The sequence below is a fragment of the Pseudomonas sp. 2822-15 genome, assembly GCF_002742515.1.
GTDB lineage: Bacteria > Pseudomonadota > Gammaproteobacteria > Pseudomonadales > Pseudomonadaceae > Aquipseudomonas > Aquipseudomonas salomonii.
Genome location: NZ_LJRY01000069.1, coordinates 13,935 through 35,833, shown reverse-complemented (window position 1 = coordinate 35,833; position 21,899 = coordinate 13,935). Strand labels below are relative to the sequence as shown.

The following is a 21,899-nucleotide window of genomic DNA, read 5'->3' as shown; positions in this document are numbered from 1 at the left end:
TGCCGACTCATGCAGGCTTCTTCAATAATTCCAACTTCTTGATTTTTCGTAAGAAAAATCGGGGATTCCTCAGGGTCAGACCCCTATTTCTCTTTTCTCTACTCAGCGGCAAATTAGATACAACTTAGAGCGCAACTCATCAAATCTGTCATTCTCTGCCTTTAGAAGCTTACCATCGTGATAAAGCACAATATCGCTTAAGGAACCACTACCACCATACATCCTTAGTACCGCACTATACAAAACAGTCGCTTCAGACTCACTATAGCTACCGACTCGTCGCAGGCCTTCGGCCCAGTCTCGAATTCCCGCCATATCGAGCAAGTTAGCCATCTCCTCAAGTACCAGTACAGCACTCTCATACTTATTCATTTTAACGGCCTCGCTTCCAAAACCTTTACTCCTTCAATCGACCAAGGTTTAACTACTACTATCTGCTCTGTTCCTCCCATATAAAAACCTTCCTGAACACCTACTTTACCGACATAGACTTTCGTTCCAGCGGGAATTCTGACTGCAAATGAAGTATCAATGGGAGACTTCGCACCGCCCGGCCACACGGGCAACACCGCCTTATCAATGCGGGTTTGGATAACACCGTCAGGCTTCTCTTGACTAAAAAACTGCCCTAATTCTCTGTCCGCAGTACCAGCACGGTATAGGACAGTATCATTTTGTAGCACAACCTCTTTATAAACGCCGCCAGAAAACGTTCCTGCTAGGTCATCAGCAAGTGGCCCTGGTTTTACGGCAGAGTATTCACCGCGAGGAATACCTAAAGTAGGCCGTATGACACCTCTATCGACTAGCCCCGCAGTTTCTGCGTCCGTCAGATGACTACTCGAATTCAAGTTATTCGGTATCGATCCTTTTGCCACCGCCTCCAACTCGGCCTTGGCGACCTTAGCCGCAACCTTCTCCGCCAACATGGCGCCGCCTTTCACGAGCGCTCCGCCACCAGCAAGAACACCCGCCATGTCACTCAACAGCTTTCCAGTTTCAACCCCAGCCTGGAAGGAACCACTCGCCCCAGCTTGTTCAAACTGCGCTTGCAAGTTATCTATGCGGTCGATGTACGTTTGCTTGACTGAATCCCAAACGCCACCGCTTTCAACCACGGCTTTGAGCGCCGCATAAGTTTCCTTAAGGTTGCCGGCGGTGTGCACGATACTGTCCACGGCGTCATTGAGCCCCAACACAGCTCCCGCGGCTGTACCTGCTGTGAAACTTGCGTCCTGCGCGATGTCGATTGCCATCCACTTGGTAGCAGTTCCAGTCCGGCATCCCAGACCCGCGCAGACTGCCATTTCTGCATCACGTTGAGCCTTCTGCTCCTTACTCAGATAGTTGTTTTGAACAGCATTAGTCCCCGCCTGCGCGCCCGTCACTGCTCCGCTCAGGTCACCGCCAGCAATCCCACCCGCTAGCCCTGCGGCCAAACCAGACAACGCTGAAACCGTCTCTCTCTGCTCCTGCGTAAGATCCGCCGTTGCCGTGCCTGGGTAGAGTTGGTGGGCAATCAGTTCGCCCGTCGCAGCCCCGGCACCGCCCGCCAACGCTGAGTTGCCCTGGGCCTGCGCTATCACCGCACCCAATACAGCGTGCGCCATGGTGTTGAGTGCCGTGTCATCTCCGGTAGTTTTCTTGATGACTTGCGCCAGGTACGGTGCTGATGCGCCCGCAATGGCTGAACCGATATCGCCCCCAACCAGCCCTTGCAATGCCGCCGTTACGGCCTGGGCTACACGCGGATAGTCACCGCCCACGCCGTAGTCAGCCATGACTTTTTTATAGGCATCGCTGGCAGCGATCTGCTCCTTCGTCGGCTGATCATTGCCTTTGGCGGCCAGCTCTTTGCGACCCGCTTCTTTGGCGTTGAGCTCGCCTTGTGTGTGCACAATGTCTACTGCCTGAGTACCAATATCCGCAATCAACTGCACCTGCCGCAGGCGCTTCTGCTCTTTTTCCTTATCAAAGATCGGGCTGATGCTGCCGTTGGCGTGTTCAACATCGTGGCTCAGCGTTGCAACGTCCTGCTGCTGTTTAGCAGGGTCGCGGATGTCGAGGGTGCCGTTGGAAATGGCCGATGACGTGGTGCCGCTGTCACTGTCGCCATGATTGAACGCGATCAAGCTGCCGGAGGGCATATTGCTGATGAAGGCGTTCGCGCTGCTTGCGCCACTGCTCACACTGGCGCTCTGCAACTGGCTTGTGTACTCAGCCTTGTTCTTTAAAACGCTCCATCCCAGCGTGCCGGTGCTCAGGCGGTTTTTGTCCGGCGTGGCTGTGCTGCCGATAACGCTGCCATCGAGTTGCGTGTGGTTGCCCACATCAATCTGGTAGCCGCCCTTACCGCCGAACAGGCCGGTTTGCTCCTGCACACTCTGGTATTTGGAGTCGATCTTGCTTTTACTGATGCTCAGGTTTGCACTGCCACCGGTGCCGATGATGGCGAAGCTGACGCCCCCACTCACGTCCGTCTGCTTGGACTTGTAGTTATCGGTGTCTTGCAGACTTTGCAGCGTGAGGTCGCGCCCCACAGTAGCGGTAATTTTGTCTGCGCTGACCTGCGCGCCCTTCAGGGCGGTGTCTCGGCCGCTGATCAGGCTGACCTGTTTGCCCGCATCCAGGGTTGTTTCCGTCCAGGTGGTTCCGGTGCCCTTCTCGTTACCGGTGCCTTTGTTGGCATTGGCGAAAATGCTCAGGCCGCCGCCTTCGGAACCCACGCCTAGGCTGATACCTACCGCACCACCACTGCTGCTATTTTTGCCATCAAGTTTTTGGTTATTCGCCGCAGCTTCCAGGCGAATATCGCGCTCCGCCGCCAGCCGCATCTCATTACCGGCCTGAAGCTTGCTGCCTTGAACATGGATATCACCTGCGGCCCCAGGCGTACCGTTACCGTCCGCCACGATGGTGATGTTGTTGCCGGCCGTCAGGCTGCTGCCCTGGCTGAGTGTCTGCTCCTGGGTCTGTTTGGAATCGGATTTTTGCGAACCCAGGGAGATGCTGATCCCCACAAATTGCGAAGCGTTAGCGCCGGTCATGCCGCCGTTCTGCTGCGCCGCTTGCCACGCCTGCACCCCCGTTAAACCCGCCTTCACACCCTGCAGCGCCGAGAGGCGGCCGTCGTCCTCGTTCCTGGCTTGCTTGGCGGTCTTATAAGCGGAGTCCACCGCACTGCCCACGGTGCCGGACAACGCCAGGGTCAAACCACTGGTTTTGCTCTTGGAGGTCTGCTCGCTACGGTTGTTGTTCTCGGAAGCCAGGATGCTGACATTTTGCCCAACCAGGCTGATGTCCTTACCAGCAACCACGTCAGAGCCGCGAATGGTCAGGTCTTTGCCAGCCTGAATATCCACGCTGCCCAGCACACTGCCGATGTTGCTGGCCCGGGTGGTTTCGGTGCTGCTGGTGAAGGTGTTCTGGTTGCTGCTTGAACCCAACGTAACGCCGATGCCGCCGCTGCTCATCAAGCCCGATTTTTTGGTCGAGGACGAATGGCTTTGTTCAAAGGTTTCCGTGGCCCCATCAATCACCACATTGCGCCCGGCAATCAGGCTGGTGGCGTTGGTGGAAACCACGTCGCTGGCGGTAGTGCCGATGTCACGGCCAACACGCACGACCACGGTATCAGCGCTGATGGAAGAGCCCTGCTGGCTGATCTGGTTACTGCTGTCGATGCGCGTTTTCTGGCTGCTGGACAGCAACCCTTTGCTGGTTTTGGTTTTGCGGTAATAGCTGTAGTCGCTGTCTTGCGCGGCGTTCAGCGCCAGGTCATTGCCTGCGTACAGGTAGGCTTCCTTGCCGGCACTCGCACGGCTGGCGCTGACCACGAGGTCGTTGCCGGCACTCAGGGAGAGGTTCTCACCGGCCACCAGCGAGGTGCCCACTTGCTGAACGTGGTCTTCCTGGCTGGTGACCTTCTTGGAATTAAACGCCGAATGCTGTTCATTCGCCGCCGACGCCAGGTTCACATTGCCCTTGGCTACCAGCGCCAGATCACGCGTGGCATTCAACTGGCTGCCGATGGCGCTGATGTCCCGCGCAGCCACCACCTGGAAGTCACGCCCGGCCTCGATCACAGTGCCGTACTGGTTTGCGCTGCTGCTGCGCATGTAGGTGCTGACGGCATTGGCGTTGCGTTGTTCGGCGGTGGCCAGGCTTACGTCGCGCCCGGCTTGAACGCCCAGGTCGGCGCCGCTTTTGAAGGCGCCGCCGGTGCTGTTGACGTCGCGCCCGGCTTGCAGGGTGAGGGTGTTGGCGGCTTCGATGCGGGCGGCGCTGTCGACGAAGTCGGTGCGCTCGGTGCGGTAGCCGCTGCTGCTCTGGTGGCTGGTGACGGTGCGTTCGTTGAGCACATCGCCATTTACTGCGCTCACGCTGACGTCGCGCCCGGCGATGATGCCGCCGGCGCGGTTGGTGAGGGTGTTGCCGGCGAGCAGGTCGAGGCGGTTGCCCGCTTGCACCAGGCCGCTGTTAACCATGTTGCGCCCGGCGCTGGCGGCGAGGTTATTGGTGGCACGCAGGGTGCCGACGTTGTTGAGGTCGGTGCCGCTGACCAGGTTCAGGTCGCTGCCGGTGATGAGTGCGCCGTTGGGCGCCAGGCGGTTGTTGGCCTGGGCCAGGTAGAGCACGGGCACCAGCACTTGTTGGCCGGCGACGGTGGCGTTTTCCATCCACACGATGTCGTGGGTCAGGGCCGCGACTTGTTCGGCGGTGAGGCTCACGCCTACGGCCAAGTTTAGCGCCTGTTTGGTGCCGATGGCGTTGTCCATCAGGTACTTGAACATTGCTGTGTCGCTGGTCTGGCCATCGATGAAGCGCTGGCCGGTGCGGGCGATCACGGCTTGCTGGATCAGGCGCTGTTCATACAGGCCGTCACCCAGGCGCTTTTGTGCCTGGTCCGGGTCGTAGCCCAGTTTGGACAGCATGTAATCGGAGCTTAAGAACTGGCTGAGGTTGGTCAGCAGCGGGTTGGTTTCGATCAGGTATTTCTGTGGGTTGGAGGCGAACTGGCTGTCTGGCAGGCCTTGCACGCGGTTGATCACCACGCCGTCGGCCGAGGTGCCGCTGCCGGGTACGACCGGGCCGGTGACCGGCGTGCGGTCGACGCTGCCGCCGCCCAGGGTCCAGCCTTGCGGGCCGGTGCTGGCTGGCGCGCTGGCGCTTTGGCCACTGAGGCGGAACAGCCCGCCCTGGCCGGTTGGCAACGTGAAGCCGGGCAGGCTCAGCGGGTTGATCTGCTGTTGGGCCAGGTCCGGCGGCAGTTGCTGGTTGAGGGTGACGCGGGTGGAATAACCGGCTGCGCCACTGGCACCGGTGGCGTCGGTGGTGGTTTTGGCGCCCGCACCGATGTAGCTGTAGCCCAGGCGTACCACGCTGTTGTCGATACCGGCTTGTGCCTTGACGTCTACCGTGCCGCCGGCCTGAATCACGGCAGCGTAACGTTGGTCATCGCTGGCGATTTTGGTGACCTTGCCAAACTGGGTGCGCTCGATCTCCATCATGCCGATGAAGTTGGCCACGGTGGCTTCAAGGCCGCCGAGGTCATTGGGGTTGTAACCGGCGCTTTTGTACCAGTATTTGTTGGTGAGTGCGGCGGCGGCGCCGAACCAACCTTCAGGGTGCTTGGTGCGCTCTGACGTGAAAAGACGATAGGTCTCGGTCTCGCCGGTTTCGATGCCGGTGTTGACCAGGTTGTTCAGGCGCGCGGTGAAGTTACCGCCGGCCGCGATTGAGCTGCTGCTGTTGAGCAGGTCGCCACCGGCCAGGGTCATGTTGCCGCCGGCGGTGATGCTTGAACCGGCACTGGCAGCAGTGACTTCCAGTTTGTCGCGGGTCACCAACTCCCACACGTAGTTACGTGGCGTGCCGCCGGCTTTGCAGTCACCGGCGTTAACGTATTTGATGCACGTGCCTTCGGTGGCCGAGGCGGTGTAGACGCCCGCATCGTTGACGTCGAGTACCGCCCGCTGGTTTTTGATCGAGTTGGCGGACAGGCTGAGGTTGCCGTCACTCTGAATCGTGGATGAGCTGTTGAGGATGCTGCTGGCCAGGCCGCCCTTGCCGTCACGGTCGACGCTGAGGTTGCCCAGGCTGTAGACGTCGGCGTAGCTGTTGTTCAGCGCGTCCACACGCAGGCTCATGTCGCCGCCGCTGAAGATCAGGCCGTGGTCATTGAGCAAGGCGCCGGTGGTGGCGACCAGTCGCTGGCCGCTGCCCAGGGTCGCGTAGTTGTTGAGTGTGCCGGCGTTGACCACCAGGTCGGTAGCGGCGGTGAGGCGCCCGCGGTTGTTGAGTGTGCCGGCGATGTTGGCGGTGGTGACGCCGCCGCCGGCAATGCTGGCTGTGTCGCTCAAGTTGGCCTGTGCGGCGCTGAGGTTGAGGTTGCCCAGGCTGCTGATGCGCCCGGTACTGTTCAACCCGCCGCTCAAGGTCAGGTCGAGCGCGCCGTCGCTGGCGATCAGGCCGTGGGTGGTCCAGTTGGCGCCGTTGCCGATAAAGCGTCGGGCACCGAGCAGTTGGCCGGTGGCGGTCTGGTCGAGGTTGTCGACGTTGACCGTGAGTTGCCCGGCCTGGATCACGCTGCTGTTGGTCCAGTTGCCCTGGGTGATGGTCAGGTCGCCACGGGTGACCAGGCTGCCGCCCACGTCGTTGAGGTTGGCCGGGGCAATGCCGAAATTACCGGTGCCCACGTGCAGTACGTTGCCGCCCAGGTTCTGGAAGCTACCGGCGTTGAGGGTCAGGTCGTTGTTGGCGGTTTCCACCACGCCGTTGCGGTTGTCGAACAGGCCACCGATGGCAAATTCGGTGGTGCCCGCCGTACCCAGCGCACGTAGGCGCCCGGTCTGGTTATCGAGGCTGGCCGCGCGCACCTTCAGGGTGCTTTCGCTTTCGATGACGCCCAGGCGGTTGTTGAGTGCGCCGCTCAGGTCCAGGTCGATCTGTTGGCCGGCAATCTGGCCGTCGTTGTCGCCGCTGTTATCGAAGTCATGTCCAACCACGCGCATCAGGCCCTTGGCATACAGCCCGCCGTTGCGGTTGTCGAAGTTGCCGGTGGTGACCAGTGCGTTGCCGCCCTGCGCCGCGATGCGACCGCCGTAGTTGTCCACGCTGCCGGCTTGCAGGTTGAGGCTTTGCCCCTGCATCACGCCGCCCTGGCGGTTGTTGTTGAGGTCGTAACCGTTGCGCAGCACGCCGACCACTTGGGCTTGCAGTGCGGCCTTGAGGCTGGCGAGGGTGCCGCCACGGTTGTCGAGGCTGGCTGCGTTGATATTCAGGTCGCCGGCCTGGGCGATCAGTTTGCCGCTCTGGTTATCCAGCGTGTCGGCCACGTTGGCGGTCATGCCGCCCTGGCTTTGCACGGTGCCTTTGCCATTGTCCAAGCGGTTGGCGGTGAGCAGGAGGTCGGCGTTCTGGCTGTAGATCAAACCGTCGTTGCCGTTCTGTACCAGGCCGCTGGCGGTGAGGCTCAAGCGGTCGTTGGCGGCCAGGGTGCCACGGTTGCGGTTATCCAGGCCGCCGGTCAGCAGGGTCAACAGGCCTTGGCTGGCGATCTGGCCGCCCTGGTTGTTGATCTGCGCCGCGCGGCTGATCAGCAGCGGGCCGCCGCTGGCCAGTTTACCGTTGGTGTTGGTCAGGGTCGCGAGCAGGTCGAGGGTGGTGGCGGTGCCGCCACTGATGCTGCCGGCGCTGTTGTCCAGGTTTTGCGTAGTCAGGCTCAGGGCCGCGCCGCTGTCGATCACGCCGCCCTGGGCGTTGTTGAGCAAGCCGCCGACGGTAAGCGTCTGCCCGGCCGCGCTGGAGAGTACGCCTTTGTTGCTGTTGTCCAGTTCGCCGGCATTAACGGTCAGCGCTTTCTGGCTCACCAGTGCCCCGCCTGCGCTGTTGAGCAGGTTGGCGGTCAGCGTGGCGTTAAGGTCGCCGTATCGGCTGGACAAGGTGCCGCCGTTGCGGTTGTCCAGGTTCGCTCCGCTGACGGTGAGGCCCTGCCAGCCGGACATCAGGCCATTCTGGTTGATCAGGTTGTCGGCATTGAGCACCAGCAGGTTATTGCTGATCAGCTTGCCGTTGCTGTTGTTCAACGTGCGGCCGCTGAGGTTCAGGGTTTGCGCGCTGGAGAGTTCGCCACCCTGGTTGCCGAGGTCACGCAGGTGGTTGATGGAGAGGTTGCCGGCGGTGGTGATCAGGCCACCGGTGTTGTTCAGGTCGCCGGTGGCGGTGCCGAAGTCCAGGGCAATCGCGCTGCCCAGCAGCGAGCCGTTCTGGTTGTCCAGCGCCGCGCTGTTGAGCGTCAGTGTATTGCTGGCGTTGAGCAGGCCCTGGTCGCGGTTGGTCAGGCGGCCAGCCACGTTGAGCAGCGTGTCGCCACGGCTGGTGAGGGTGCCGCCACTGTTGTCGAGGTCGGTGGCCTGGGCGTCAACCGAGGCGGCGGCAATCATGCCCTTGACGTTGGCCAGGGCCTGGCCGATGCGCAGGCTTAGCGCGGCGTTGCTCAGCAGTTTGCCGCTGCTGTTGTCCAGGTTGTCGGCGGTGAGTGTGAACGCCTGGCTGCTGGAGATTTCGCCGCCCTGGTTATGCACGTTCTTGAGGTTGTTGAGCATCAACAGCGGCGCATTGATCAGGCCGTTCTGGTTGTTGAACTCGCCACGGTTGAGGTCCAGGGTCAGGGCCTCGGCGCTGGTGATCTGGCCGCCTTGCTGGTTGTTGAGGTCGGCGGTGCCGAGGGACAGGGCCTGGCGCGCACTCAGGGTGCCGTTTTGGCTGTTGTCGACGCTGGCGGCGTTGAGGATCAGGCTGCCATCGGTGACCAGGCGCCCGCCTCGGTTGTCCACTGCGCCAAGTGCGCTGAGCGTCAGCGGGCCGGCGCTGGACAGCGTACCGGCGTTGTTGGCCAGGGTGCGCGCCGAAACGCTCAGCAGCCCTTCGCTGCTGATCAGGCCCTGGTTGCGATTGAGCAACTGATCGACATTCAGGACTGCACCGCCACCGGCCACGACCAGCCCGCCGTCGCTATTATCCAGTTGCGTAGCCGTCACCACCACGCCCGAACGGCTGGACAGCTCGCCGTTGCGGTTGTCGATGTTGACGAGATTGACCTGCACACCGCCAACGCCTGCGACCAAACCTTTTTGGCGGTTGTCGAGGCTATTACCGGCCACGCTCACCGTGCCTTGGCTGGTGACCAACCCGGCTTGGTTGTTGAGGCTGCCGATGTTGAGGCTCAGCGCATTGCCCGCCGTAATGAGGCCTGCGACGTTATCGAGGGTCGCGACCGTCAGCGCTGCGGTGTCGAGGCTTGAGAGTTCACCGCCCTGGTTATGCACCTCACCGACCACGGCGGTCAGCGGCCCGTCACTGGTAACCAACCCACCTTGGGTGTTCTGCAGGCGATCGGCCGTGATAGCCAGGCCGCCGTTGCTGAGAATACGGCCTTTGTTTTGGTTGTCGACTGTGGTGGCGGTAATTTGGGTGTGCTGTTTGGCACCCAGTGTGCCGCCCTGGTTGTTCAGCGCTTGGGCATCCACGTTCAACGCGCGGCTGGCAATCACACTGGCGCCGGTGTTGGTGACGGCCTTGCCGCGCAGGCTCACGTCGCCCGTGGCGTTGCGAGTGTTGTCGGCGTTGACGCCGGCTTCAATGATGTCGCCGTTGGTCAGCGTGCCGCCGCTGGACAGCGCAATGCGGTCACGGGCAGCCAGACTCTGGCGGTTGGTAAGGTCGCCCTGGGTGTTCACGTTAAGGGCGGTACCGGCATACACCGGCCCTTTGGCGTCCAGGCTTGCGGCGTTGATGTTGACCGCGCCGCTGGCGGCAGTTTGCGCCAGGCTCAAATGCCCATTGGCATCGAGTTGGATATCACCACCACTGGCCGCCAACGTGCCGTCGAGCTTCACACCCACACCGGCTTCGGTGCCCACCAGTTTGATTGCACCGGCGTACATGCCGCCCAAGGCGCTGGAGTCGATGGCCAGCTCGGGTTTGGCGCTGCCGTCGTCGGCCCGCACAGTGGTTTTGAGGCTTTTGGCGTCGACGTCGTTGCGCCCGGCGACCACGGCCAGCTCACGGGCGTTGATCTGTGCGTTGATCTTGGCCGAGCGGGTGATGATTTCGAAGCGGTCGACGTTGCTGGCGTTCAGGCCTTCGCCGTCGATGGTCACGGCGCCGCCGTCCACCTGGTAGTGGTCCAGGCGACCGACGTTGTCCATCATCGGCTTGCCGGTGGTCAGGGTCACGTTGGGCGTATTGATAAACCCGCAACCGCTGCACGTGATGCCGTAAGGGTTGGCGACGATCACCTTGGCCGACTGCCCCGCCACTTCGGTGTAACCACGCAGTTGGCTCGGGCTGCCGCCGTTGACTTCGTTGAGGATGACGTTCGCCGCGCCGCCCTTGAGGTTGGGGTTGCCGACGATGTAACCGCCCAGCTGGGTGTTGGTCACCGCGCCCGTGGCGTTGTTGAGGATCACGCCGTTGGGGCCGACGTTGTAGTCCTTGAACTGGTTGTGGGACAAGCCACTGCCATTAGGGGTGGCGATGTTCACCACCGGCACGCCATTGCCCGCCTGGCCGACGCTGGTGGCCGGGTTGCTCACCACAATGCCTTCGGCCTGGGCCAGCAACGGCTGCCAGAACAGCGCGTTGACCAGGATCAGCACCAGCCCGCGCTTGGGCAGGCCGAAGAACGCGTCGCGGCGCTTCAAGGCAGCAGAAGGTTGGCGGGCCAGAAAGGCAAAGTGGCGAACATCCATGGTCAAATTCTCGTTGCAGCGGGGCGTTGAATTACAGGAAGAAATCCATGCGGAAGTAGATCGGCGCTTCGCGCTCCGTCACCACTGCGGGTCTTTCTAACGAATGGGCAAAGGTCACGCTGGTGCTGACGTATTTGCCACGGGCGAACAGTTCCACGGAGTTGCTTGAAACGCGGCCGTGGTTGTCGCCGTTGTAACGGTCGTTGCGGATCACGCCCTGGTCGTAACCGAGGCTGGTGCCGTATTCCGCAAAGGCCGGGCGCAGCCATTCGAGGGTGACCGGGCGGGCCCAGCGCACTTCGTTGCGCCAGTAGCCGCCGCTGTCGCCAGACAGTTGCTGGTCCTTGAAACCGCGCACCGACGACGAGCCGCCGAGGCTGATGCGTTGCGGCGAGAACAGCACGTCTTCACTGCGTTGCCCGGTGGCCAGGCTGGTGAAGCTGAACGACTCGCCCCACAGGCGAAACGGCTGCAAATAGCTGACGGTGGCAGTGTACTTGCGGTAATCCGGGGTCGGCGTGAGGTTGCCGAACTGGTCACGGTGCTGGTCGTCGCGCTGGGCGTCAAAGGCGCCAATGCCGTTCTGTACGCCGAGGTCGATGTTGACGAAGGCATTGCCGATGCGTCGGCCGTGGTTGATACCAAACTGCAACTCACTGAGGCGGTTGCTGCTGATTTCGAGCTGGGCGTCGTTGATGTAGTTGTTGGTGCGCAGGTGAGCCAGACCGACGTTGAGCGAGGTTTTGCTGACGTCATCGCGGTGGATCACACGTTCGGCGCGCAACTGGTGGTTTTGGCTGTCGCCCGACTGCTTGAACTTGAAAGTGTCGGTGTAACCCAGCGCACGATAATCGCTCTCGCTGTAGGTGTAAGTGAAGTTCCACCAGCCCCACGGCACGTTGTAATAGAGCAGGGCGTTTTTCGAGGTTTTCTGGTGGTCGCTGATGGCGTCATGGCCACCGCGCAAAACCAGTTGGTCAGCCAGGCCGAGCGGGCTGTCCCACTCCAGGCCCGCGCCCCATTGCTGCTCGCCGGTGCTGCGTTGCCCGTCGTTGTTGCGCGACAGGCTGGCGCGCCAGGGCTTTTGCGGGGTGTTCTTGACCACCACGTCGCTGCCGCCCACTTGTTTGCCGGGCGTCAGTTCCATTTGCGCCTGCTTGGACGGCAACCGGTTGAGCTGGTCCACCAGTTGCTCGACTTCGCGTAGGTTCAGCGCCTCGCCGACCTTGCCGGGAAAGGCCATGGCCAGTTCGCGGTCGGTGACATTGCTGCCTTCGGCGCTTCTTACGGCTTCAAGTTTGCCTTCGACCACCAACACCTGCAGATGGCCACTGGAGAGGTCTTGTTGCGGCAAGTAGGCGCGGCTGGTAACGCGGCCTTTGGCGATGTAATAGTCGGTAATGACCTTGAGCAGTTCATTGAGCTGCGAAACGCCCAGGCATTGGCCTATATAAGGTTTGAGCAGCAGCGTGCGGTCGCCGGCAGCCAGGCTGTCGGCGCCTTTGAGTTCGATGTCTTTGATCGGGAAGCAGCGCGTGTCGGCAGGCGTGGCCGGGGCCCGGGGCTTGGCCTCTTTGCCGGGCAGGTCCTGCAGCTCTTGCAGGCGCCGGCTTTGCTCTTCGAGCAGGCGGTTCTGCCGATCGCGGATCAGGTCTTGATCCCCAGGCGTGGGGGCGGCGATGGCCGTGTTCAGGCTCAGGCAGGCGAGCATGAAAGTGCACAACAAGTACCGAGTCCGTGGCAATAAAAAAGACATGTTCGATCCATCGATTATCAAGGGGCGGCAAACTACCATCGAACTAGCGCTGGCCCAAGAAACCGGGACAGTTGCACATTCGTACTTATTACATCCGCAACACATTGATTATTAACAACAAAGAATTATCAAAAAGAGATAGCGGCAGTCGTTAGAACTTTTATTCCGACCAGCGGCAACTCTTTTGATAGTCATTCGGCAAACATTCGAGCAAATGCCATTATTTAGCCATCAACTAGTTGCCGAGTTAGGTTAGTGCAGGGGAATGACGAAAAGTTCGCGGCTGTTTTGTGAGTTGGATCCCATTTATCGGAATTCCAGGCGACGCAGATGGGATCGTTCCCACGCTCTGCGTGGGAATGCCGCCTCGGACGCTCCGCGTCCCGGTGACATCAGCACTAGGTGACGCGGAGCGTCACGGGATGCATTCCCACGCGGAGCGTGGGAACGATCTTCTAGGGGCCTGCGGAATTTCTAGCCGGCGTCTTGGCCTTTTTCCGCGCCGGGCACCAGGGTCAGGCCGGGGCGCTCCACGTCGCGGGACACATGGGCCTTCACGTCTTCCACACCGCCGTCTTCGTCGTTGTGGATCACCAGCACGCCCGGCTTGCGAAACTGCTCCAGGTGGCCGTCGCCCAAATTGAAACTCTCACTCAGGTGCTTGTCGCTCAGCGCATTGGCCTCGGCGCGGCGCTGGGCGAATTTGCGCCCACGGCGTTGTTGATAGCGCGCCCAAGTGATCAGGATCACCGCGTTGAACAAGGCGATCCACAGGTAGATCTGCAAGGTATTAAGCGCGGCGAAAATTGGCGCCTCGATACGCGGGCCTCCATGGGTTTCGAGCATGGCGCCGATGCCACGCGCGAGCAGCCAGATCAGCCCGCCCCACGCCAGCAGCGTCAGCAGCACGTCGATGATCCACATCACGGTGTTCTGGCGAGTTCTGACCAGCTTCATGATCACGCCTCCTCTTGAGTGGGTTTGATGCCGCGGTCCGGGCTGACCCAACGCGCGCGTTTCTGGTGCTGGTTGAACAGCACTTTGGGAAAACTGACCAGGGTGGTGAACAGGCTGACCAGCCAGAACACCATCGGGTACCACACGGTCCAGAACAGGGTTTTCCACAGGTCCTTTTCATAGCGCCGGTCGATCAGGATGCTCACCGCAAATTGCAGCAGGCACACCATCGCCAGTACGAGGCCGGTAAAGGCCGGTGGCACCAGGGAGTCCACGGCAATCGCCTGCGGCAGTACCACGAACTTGCCCACGCCCCAGAAGATCACCGACAGCAGGAAGGTAAAGGCCCAGCCGGTGGACAGGCAGTATTCGAACAACAGTGGCCACAGGTAGCGATGGCGCCATTGCCAGATGCCACGGATGTTCTTGAACAGCACCTCGGCGCCGCCCTGGGCCCAGCGCAGGCGCTGTTTCCACAAGCCGCCAACGGTTTCGGGCATGAGGATCCAGCACAGGGCACGGGGCTCGTAGAAGATCGCCCAGTGGTCCAGTTGCAGCTTCCAACTCACGTCGATGTCTTCGGTGATCATGTCGGTGGACCAGTAGTCGATGCGGTCCAGCGCTTTCTTGCGAAACGCCACCACCACACCCGACACCGTGAAGATCCGCCCGAACACGCGCTGGGTGCGTTTGATCAAGCCGATGATCGAGGAGAACTCGCCCACCTGCACCCGGCCGATCAAGGTCGAACGCGTGCGGATGCGCGGGTTGCCGGTCACGGCGCCCAGGCGCGGGTTGTCGAGCATCGGCGCGACCATGTAGGCCGCTGCGTTTTTGTCGAGCAAGGCATCGCCGTCGATGCACACCAGGTACTCACTGCGCGCCGCCACGGCGCCCATGCGCAAGGCCACGGCCTTGCCCTGGTTCTGCGCCAGGTGCAACACGCGCAGGCGCGGGTTTTCCAGGGCCAGGGCATCAAGCACGGCGGCGGTGTTGTCGCTGGAACCGTCGTTGACCGCGATGACTTCAACGTTCGGGTACAGCTGGCCGAGTGCGGCGTGAATGGTGTCGGCGGCGTTATCACCCTCGTTGTAGCAAGGGATGATGATCGAGATCAGCGGGTTGCCGGCCAGGGTCGGCGCCGGCGTGTCTTCCTTCCACGGCCAATGCCGCTCCCAGTGCAGCCAGAAGTACAGCCCGCCGGCGATCCACAGCGCCGACATGAACAGCGGGTAGAAAAACACGAAGCCCATCAGGAACTGCCCGGTGACCAGGAAGATCAGGCCCAGGGGCACGCCCAGTACCAGCGCCAACACGAATAGAGCCAGGATTCTGTCAAACATGATCAAGGGTTCCACTGGTTGGAAAGGGCCGGACGAACTGTCTTCAAGTCCGGCGAGTTTTCCAGGAAGTTATCCGGGTAGTAGCCGAAGCTCTTGACCCCCTGGCGTTTGAGCACGCCCATCCACTCGGCCATTTGCGCGCCATTGATATCGGGTGCCGCTTTGGTCCGCCAATCTTTGGCTTGCAGTTCGAACACGGTTTTATCCAGCGCGCCGGGACGCGCCTTGACCGTGGCGACGAGTTTTTCCAGCCAGGCGTTGGAGGTATTCAGCTCCTGGCCTTCCATCAACGGCATGGCCATGGGCGCGGTCCAGTCGTAGGCCTGGAGGAAGTCATCGAGGTTCTGCGCAAACCAGGCTTCGCTGGCCGGGTTGAGCATCGGCTCGGCAAAGATATTGCGTGCGGTCTGCACCTGCGGGCCACCGATGGCGCGGACCTTGGCGGTCAGCTCGTGGGTGAAGTCGATCAGGTAGCGGCTCTTGAAGCGCGTCCAGCGTTGCATCACGGCAGGGTCTGCACGCAGCGCCGCGATGCTGCCCGGCAGGCCGTTGGCGGCATAAGCCTTGAGCGCGGCGGGGCCGGCGTCTTCGAAGTCAGACAGCACGGCGTCGTCGTGGTACAGCACACCGTCGATGGCATTGTTGCGGGCCAGGTCTTCATAAATCTCGCCGATGATCTTGCGCACCTGCGGGTCGAACGGCGACAAGCGCTTGTATTGGTCCGGGTCGGTGCCGACCTGGCCGGTCTGCGGGTCCCAGCGGGTCACGCGCGGCAGCTTGGGGTCGAGGGCGAAACTCAGCACCGGCATCCAGGCATACACGCTGGCATGGGCACGGGTGCGCAACTGCCAGGCGACGCGGTTGAACAGGTCGGCGCGCACCGGCAAATGGCGGTTGGGGAAGTACAGCGAATGCACCAGGCCGTCGCCCTTGGGGTCGGCGAAGGCTTGCAGGAACACGGTGCCCGCACCCATGTCGACCACACGTTGCACAAGCTGGTCGAGGTTACGCGCTTGTTGGGCAAGGTCCGGGTCGTAAACGTTGTCGAGGTCCACGTGCAGCACGCGCAGCGGTGCCTGGGTTTGCACGGCCACCATGCTGTTGGCGAAATGCTCGCCGTCCGGGTCCGAGGCCACCAGAAAGCGCGGGCTGTTCATCAGGTTGCCGAGGCTGTCGAGGCCGTCTTCCAGAGTCAGCGCCATCTTGTAGCCCTGCTCGCCGACAATCGCCAGCGCGGTGCCTTTGGCGGCGCCGTAAGGCCACACCCACACCCGAGGCGCCTTGCCGGTTACGCTGCGGATCTTGTTGGTGATCGCCGCGACATCAGCCCGCATGCGTGCATCGAATTTGGCCTGGTCTTCATAACGCCCGGTGGCCGGGTCAAAGCGCAGGCTGGTCGCCGCCGGCTCGAGGTTGCCCTGGGGGTTGGCCAAAATCCCTTTGTGGTTGTTGTCGGTGTGCGCGGCGATTTCCACCAGGCCCGACTGCGACACTTCACGAATCTGCTGCCAGGTGAGGAATTCCCCACGTGGGCGCGGCGAGCCGGCGAAGTCCACCGGTTGGTTGAGCGGCGTATCGATCCAATACCCCACCGGCGCCAGCAAGGCAGGCCAGTGATAGGCGCGCAGAATCGGCATCACGCGGGTATAGAAGCTCGAATAGCCGTCATCGAAGCTGAGCATGATGGCTTTGGGCGGCAACTCGGGGCCGCCGTTGCGTGCCGCCAGGATCTGGTCGACGCTGACCGCCTGGTAGCCATTCTCGCGCAACCACGCCAGCTGTTCGATCAAGCGCTCGGTGCGCACCGCCACCACCGCCTGGTCGGGGTCGCGATCCTCGACGTCGTGGTAGGCAATGCCCAGGAAATGGTTTTTCGGCCACGGCGCTTCGTTGGCCGCTATCGGCCGATCGGCGGGTGGAGTGAAGGGCGCGGGTTGCTGGGCGCAGGCACTGGCCAGCATTACACCCAGGACCAACAAACAACGGCAAAGGACGGTCATGGTCAGGCTCTTTTAGAAACGGTAAGTGAGGTCGACGAGCAAGCGCAGATCGCGTTCGCGATCACCGTCATAAGGTCGGCTGATCAGGCTCAGGTTGGCGCCCACGTCCAGTACATCGTTCCAGCGAAAACGTTGGCCATAGCCGATCAAACCGACGCCACCGGTGGAGTAATCCCGTTGGCTGTAAGTACCTGCACCGAGCTGGAACTGCTGACTCCACTGAGTCTCGTAGCGGTGATAGAGCACATGATTGACCGTGACCGTGGGCAACACGGTGAAGTCGGACTTGGGGTTGAAGTACACCGTGTCTTCTTTGGTGTTGTGGCTGGTACCGACTTCCAGGCCCAGGTCGACCTGCACGCCGGGCGCGCTGTAGATGCCCTCGCGGCCGGTCAGCACGGCTTCGAAGCGGTTGTTGCCATCGCTGAAATGCGACGGGCTCAGGGCCAGTTTCCACTCGCGGCTTTCATTTGCGCGCCAGCGGATAAAGCCACTGCCGCCGTTGGCGGTGACATCGGCATTCAATGCCCGCAGCGGCGTGGTGGTGAGCAGGTAGCCGAGGCTGCCGCCGTACTGCCAGTTGTCGTTGATGTCGCGGGCAATCGACACGGCCGCACCCTGCTTGGAGCCATAGCCGTAGGAGTGGTTGGAAACTTCGGCTTCCAGGGTCATGTCACGGGTGCGGCGCTCCACACCGACGCGCTGCCACCGGTGTTGGCCGGTGCCTTCGCTGAAATCGGCGGTGGCATAGCCGGCACCGGCGAACAGGCGCCAGTCTTCATCGATAGGCGGCGTGTAAAGCACGCTTTCGATGCCCCAATCACGGCTGCCGGCCACTGCGCCAGCGTCGTTGTTATTGCCGCCGCCGTAGCTTTTACCGGTGTAGGCCTCCACGCGCAGCTCGGCCATGTCGTGCACATCCCGCAGGCGGCTCAGGCGCTGCACTTGGCGGCTGTCCGGGTTACGAGCCAGCACGTCATCGGTGAGCACGTCCATTTGCCGCCATTCCTGCAGGTCCATGGCGGTGTAGGCCTGGCTGACTTCCAGGCCGATATCCCGTGGGGTCTGGGCTTCGGTTTCCTTGAGGATGCCCTCGGCGCGGCGCGGCAGGTCGCGCGCGCGGTACATGTCGGCCTGGGCCAGGCGCAGGCCGACGTTGCCGGGGGCTTTGGCCACCAACGCGTCCAGCCCGGCTTCGCTGCCGGGCAAGTCACCGCCGTAGATGCCGGCCTGGGCCGACAGCTGTTGCGCGTCCATCCAGGCGTCGTTGGGGTTACCGATGGGCAAGCCCTTGAGTTCGACCCGAGGTTTCTGGCTAGTGGCGAGGCTGTTGGCGACTTCGCGCGCGTCGGCGCCTTTGTCGCTTTCCTGCAAGGCGTAGAACAGGGCCGTGGTGTCTTCAACCCGGTCATCGGGCTCGGCATCGGCAGCACTGATCACTTGGCGATATAACGGTTCGGCTTTTTCCGGCAGGCGCTGGTCGAGGTAAGACGCGGCGACCCAGCGCAGGGCATAAGTGGGCAATTGCACGCCTTCGCCCTTGAGGGTTTCGTAGTCGCGGATCACATCGGCGGTGCGTGCCCGCGCCTTGAGGGCGCCCAGGCGGTCGATGCGCCAGCGCACCACGTCGTCATGGGCGCTGGCGTCCGGGGTCCAGCGGGCGAGCAGTTTGTCGTAGTCATTGAGGGCACGGTCGGCAACCACGTAGCGTTCTTTTTCGGTGCGGGTGGCGAACTCGGCCATGCGCACGCGCTCGGCGGCGAGGTCACCTTCGAGGCGGCGCTGGGTCACCGCATCGAGCAGCCCCGGATGTTTAGCCGACAGGCGCAGCGCCGGCTCCGGCAGGCGGGCCTTTTGCAGGGCGACGATGTATTCGCGGACCACTTCGGGTTTGTCACCGGCGCGAGTAAAGGCTTGGTCGAACTCAAACAGGGCGTCGTAGTTCAAGCCTGCGCGGGTCAGCGCATAACCCAGGGCCATGCGGCGGTTGGGGTCATTGGGTTGCGCCGCTACCAGTGCGCGCAAGCGCTGCACGGCCGTCGCGGCCTGGCCGCCGTCGGCCTGGGTCAGGGCCTGGCCCAATTGCAGGTCGACATTGCCCGGCTCACGCACCAGCGCTTGCTGATAAACCGCCAGGGCCTGTGGCCACTGCTTTTGGTTGCGATAAGTGCGCGCCACCGTGGCCAGCGCCTGGGTGGTGAGGTTGCGATTTTTGCCCTGGGCCTCGTAGACCTTCAGCACTTCGGCGTCTTGCCCTGCCCAACCGGCAATCACCAGATGATCGCTGATCTGGCCGGGTGTCTGGCGTTCAGGCGAGAGTTGGCGCAACTGGTTCAGCGCGGGGGTGAAGTTACCGTTACGCGCCTGGATAATCAGGGCGTCATAGGCTGGGTCGGCGAAGGCAAGGCTGGGCGTCAGCAGTTGGCTGCATAAGGCGGCCCCAATGAGCAGACGCAACCGGCCTGAAGCACTGATGGGTAGTGTTCGCAGCATATCGTGAGCTTCCTTACACACGGAAAGCTGTAACGATAGGTGGTCCTGAGCGAAACGCGTCAGGGTGCCGGCGTCTCGTGACCCGGCCTAGCTTTCCTGTAGGAACTATCCCTTAAGGATGTAGGCAAATGCCCAAATCAGAACAATTGTTCAGAATTGTCCAACCGCAGAAAGACCAATGGAGGCGCAGGGTTGCCTGAGCCAATCAATCAGAGCCGGCCTGCACGCCGGTTGTTTGACTGCTGCTTCAGGCCAACCTGCGCCTCCATTATTTATTTCTTACCGATGTAAGAAATCTTACTGCGCGCCGCTGACCGCACCCGCTTTGGCCATCACAAAGCCAATGAACTGCTCCACGGTCATCTTCTGGCCGTTGAAGGTCACTTCATTGTTGGCGTAGTGCAGTTTGGAAACCACGTCGGTGCCCACCAGGGTCGCCAACTGAGTACCAACGGCCATGCCGCTGACCATTTCGGCCGCCATCTGCGATTGCTGCTCGATGGCTTTAGGGTCGGTCACACCGCCTACTTCAGCTTGCAGGGCAGCGACGTCGCCGATCATCGGCTTGGACAGGGTCAGGTTGGCATCCAGCAGCGCGATAACCTGCTTGCCCAGCTCAACCGGCGGCAGCTCCATCGAAGCGGGTTTGGTCAGGTCCACCACCAGGTTGAATTTGCTTTCACCGTGGGTGGTTTTCAACGACAGGTTTTCCACCGCCAGTTGCGGCTTGGCAGCCAGCACCTGGTTGACGTTGGCCTCGGCCAGGGTCTGCTCGGCTTCGGTCAGTTGCAGCTCAGGCACCGGTTGGCCGGCAGCAGAAGCGGCTTGCACCGGCTGCATCTTGTCCTGGTAGAGCTTGGTCAGCACCAGCATCGCCGGGATGTCGATGTTCTTCATGCTCAGGGCCATGGCGGCCGAACCTACAGGTTTACCCTGGTAGCCGATCTCGTCGATCTTGTAGTCGACGCGACCCGCCAGGTTGTTGTCCTTGGTTTCGCTGGTGTCTTTCTGCTCGAAGCCCTTGAGGGTCAGCACGGCTTTCTGCGGGCCGAAGGTGACTTTGGTGTCGGTCAGCTCAACGGTGTTTTGCCCGGTGTAGAAACCGAAAGTGGATTTTTCCAGGTTGCTGGCCACGGTCAGGCCGGACAGTTCAGCTTCAAGCGGCTGGCCATTGGCGTCGATCACTGCCACCTTGAGGCTGTTCATGTAGCCGCTGGCCTTGACCTTCTTGCCTTCGGCGCTGCTGTCGAAGTCGAGGTTGACGCCGGAGAAGCTCACCGAAGACTTGTCGTCCTTGATATCCAGCGGCAGCAGTTCGACGTTGCCGTCGACCGAGCGGTTGTAGCCGATATTGGCCACGCCTTTGAGCGGCGACACGTCTTTGCTGGCGGCAAACCATTTTTCGGTGGTGGCGTTCTTTTCCAGTTCATAGTGACTGGTGGCCATGACCGGCAGCCATTTCAGCGTCACCAGGCGCGAGAACGGCAGCGGGCCGTGTTCGATATGGTCGACGAACAACAGCTCAGGGTTCGGGTTTTCTTCACCGAACACACTGCCTTGGCCTTTGAGACGATAGTGCGCCGTGCTGCTGAACAGGCCACGGTCCAGGGACACCAGCTCCAGGTTCACCGTGCCATCGACGCCGGCCATGGAGGTCTGCAGTTCTTTGTTGGCGTTCTGGATCGCGGTTTGCAACACCGGTTCCAGTTGCTTACCGGTGTACCAGGCGCCGCCTGCACTGATGGCGCCGACGGCGACAACGAAACCCAAGAAAACAACTGCTGGCTTATTCATGAAGTGACCTGATCAAATCCTGTGAGAAGTGGGCTGTCTTCCTTGAACCCCAGGAGGGGTTGGCTCAAACCCGCCGAAAACGGGGGAAGATTAGCACTGGAGGCCGAAAACGGCCCAGCTTTTCAGAGGGGTCAGGTCAGCGGTTGGTTCACGAGTATTCCAATTCAACCTCATCGAGTTGGTGGTCGAAACTCTTCAAGCGTGCGGTCCAGGTGTACACCAACACCTCAAACTCGCGGTGTATCACGGCGTTGCTGGGGGTATCGGCCTTGGGGTCGCAGAAGTCCAGCTGGTAGCGTTCCCGCGCCATTTGTGTGGCCACGTCGGACAATTCCCGTGCGTTATTCAGCCAATGCCTACCGTCGGCGACCTGTTGGTCGAGCACCACACATTGTTTTTTCAGGGCTTCGAGGCTTTTTTCCAGTGGCGTGCCGGTGAGCTCGCCCATGACTTCCTGGAAGGTGCGCCCGGGCTGCCAGTAGCTGCCCCAGAAATAGCGGTCGAACACGGTTTCGACGCGACGCAGGGCGACCTTGGTGTCCCAGATCGCCACGCGGGTCTTGCCTTGTTGAAGCAGCTTTTTCTTCACCCGTTGATTTTGATAGGACGCCCAGGCCACCACGCCGATGGACAAGGTGCCGATCACCAGGCAGGCGCTGTCGAGAAACACCATGGCCTTGTCGAGTTGGTGGGCAAGCATGACGCCGTAGAAATAGGCAGCCGATAACAACACCAGTGCGAAGAGTACGCACCAGAATGCGGGAGCATAAGGGTTTTTCATTATTGGAATCCCCATGAGCAA

General features: G+C 61.6%; 9 protein-coding genes. All 9 read right to left on the bottom strand.

What is annotated here, in order from left to right:
* Window positions 1-102: 102 nt before the first annotated feature.
* On the bottom strand, window positions 103-315 hold the full coding sequence (locus AOA59_RS33395; protein ID WP_371919048.1) for a hypothetical protein: 213 nt from the start codon (window positions 313-315) through the stop codon (window positions 103-105).
* Window positions 316-368: 53 nt separating this feature from the next.
* Entirely contained in the window at window positions 369-10,754 is a 10,386-nt protein-coding gene (locus AOA59_RS33045) for a hemagglutinin repeat-containing protein (protein ID WP_256592995.1), read from the bottom strand.
* A gap of 31 nt (window positions 10,755-10,785) precedes the next feature.
* A complete protein-coding gene (locus AOA59_RS00415; RefSeq protein WP_069786539.1) occupies window positions 10,786-12,510 on the bottom strand; it encodes a ShlB/FhaC/HecB family hemolysin secretion/activation protein in 1,725 nt (574 codons plus the stop codon).
* 474 nt (window positions 12,511-12,984) lie between these two features.
* Window positions 12,985-13,467 (bottom strand): poly-beta-1,6-N-acetyl-D-glucosamine biosynthesis protein PgaD, encoded by a 483-nt coding sequence (gene pgaD / locus AOA59_RS00410; protein ID WP_069786538.1) that lies wholly within the window; start codon window positions 13,465-13,467, stop codon window positions 12,985-12,987.
* A gap of 2 nt (window positions 13,468-13,469) precedes the next feature.
* On the bottom strand, window positions 13,470-14,810 hold the full coding sequence (gene pgaC / locus AOA59_RS00405; RefSeq protein ID WP_099485444.1) for a poly-beta-1,6-N-acetyl-D-glucosamine synthase: 1,341 nt from the start codon (window positions 14,808-14,810) through the stop codon (window positions 13,470-13,472).
* A 2-nt stretch (window positions 14,811-14,812) separates the two neighbouring features.
* Complete coding sequence (pgaB, locus tag AOA59_RS00400) at window positions 14,813-16,810, bottom strand: poly-beta-1,6-N-acetyl-D-glucosamine N-deacetylase PgaB (RefSeq protein WP_099485442.1); 1,998 nt, start codon at window positions 16,808-16,810, stop codon at window positions 14,813-14,815.
* Window positions 16,811-16,822: 12 nt separating this feature from the next.
* The gene (gene pgaA / locus AOA59_RS00395; protein ID WP_099485441.1) at window positions 16,823-19,303 is read right to left on the bottom strand and encodes a poly-beta-1,6 N-acetyl-D-glucosamine export porin PgaA; all 2,481 of its coding nucleotides are present in this window, start codon (window positions 19,301-19,303) and stop codon (window positions 16,823-16,825) included.
* Window positions 19,304-19,600: 297 nt separating this feature from the next.
* Entirely contained in the window at window positions 19,601-21,097 is a 1,497-nt protein-coding gene (locus AOA59_RS00390) for a YdgA family protein (protein WP_069786535.1), read from the bottom strand.
* Window positions 21,098-21,245: 148 nt separating this feature from the next.
* A complete protein-coding gene (locus tag AOA59_RS00385; protein WP_065911325.1) occupies window positions 21,246-21,878 on the bottom strand; it encodes an NADH:ubiquinone oxidoreductase subunit N in 633 nt (210 codons plus the stop codon).
* Between the last annotated feature and the right edge of the window lie 21 nt (window positions 21,879-21,899).

Bases quoted from the DNA above. Each gene is read 5' to 3' on its own strand.
- AOA59_RS33395 (WP_371919048.1), bottom strand. From the start codon at position 315: ATGGCGGGAATTCGAGACTGGGCCGAAGGCCTGCGACGAGTCGGTAGC.
- AOA59_RS33045 (WP_256592995.1), bottom strand. From the start codon at position 10,754: ATGGATGTTCGCCACTTTGCCTTTCTGGCCCGCCAACCTTCTGCTGCC.
- AOA59_RS00415 (WP_069786539.1), bottom strand. From the start codon at position 12,510: ATGTCTTTTTTATTGCCACGGACTCGGTACTTGTTGTGCACTTTCATG.
- pgaD (WP_069786538.1), bottom strand. From the start codon at position 13,467: ATGAAGCTGGTCAGAACTCGCCAGAACACCGTGATGTGGATCATCGAC.
- pgaC (WP_099485444.1), bottom strand. From the start codon at position 14,810: ATGTTTGACAGAATCCTGGCTCTATTCGTGTTGGCGCTGGTACTGGGC.
- pgaB (WP_099485442.1), bottom strand. From the start codon at position 16,810: ATGACCGTCCTTTGCCGTTGTTTGTTGGTCCTGGGTGTAATGCTGGCC.
- pgaA (WP_099485441.1), bottom strand. From the start codon at position 19,303: ATGCTGCGAACACTACCCATCAGTGCTTCAGGCCGGTTGCGTCTGCTC.
- AOA59_RS00390 (WP_069786535.1), bottom strand. From the start codon at position 21,097: ATGAATAAGCCAGCAGTTGTTTTCTTGGGTTTCGTTGTCGCCGTCGGC.
- AOA59_RS00385 (WP_065911325.1), bottom strand. From the start codon at position 21,878: ATGAAAAACCCTTATGCTCCCGCATTCTGGTGCGTACTCTTCGCACTG.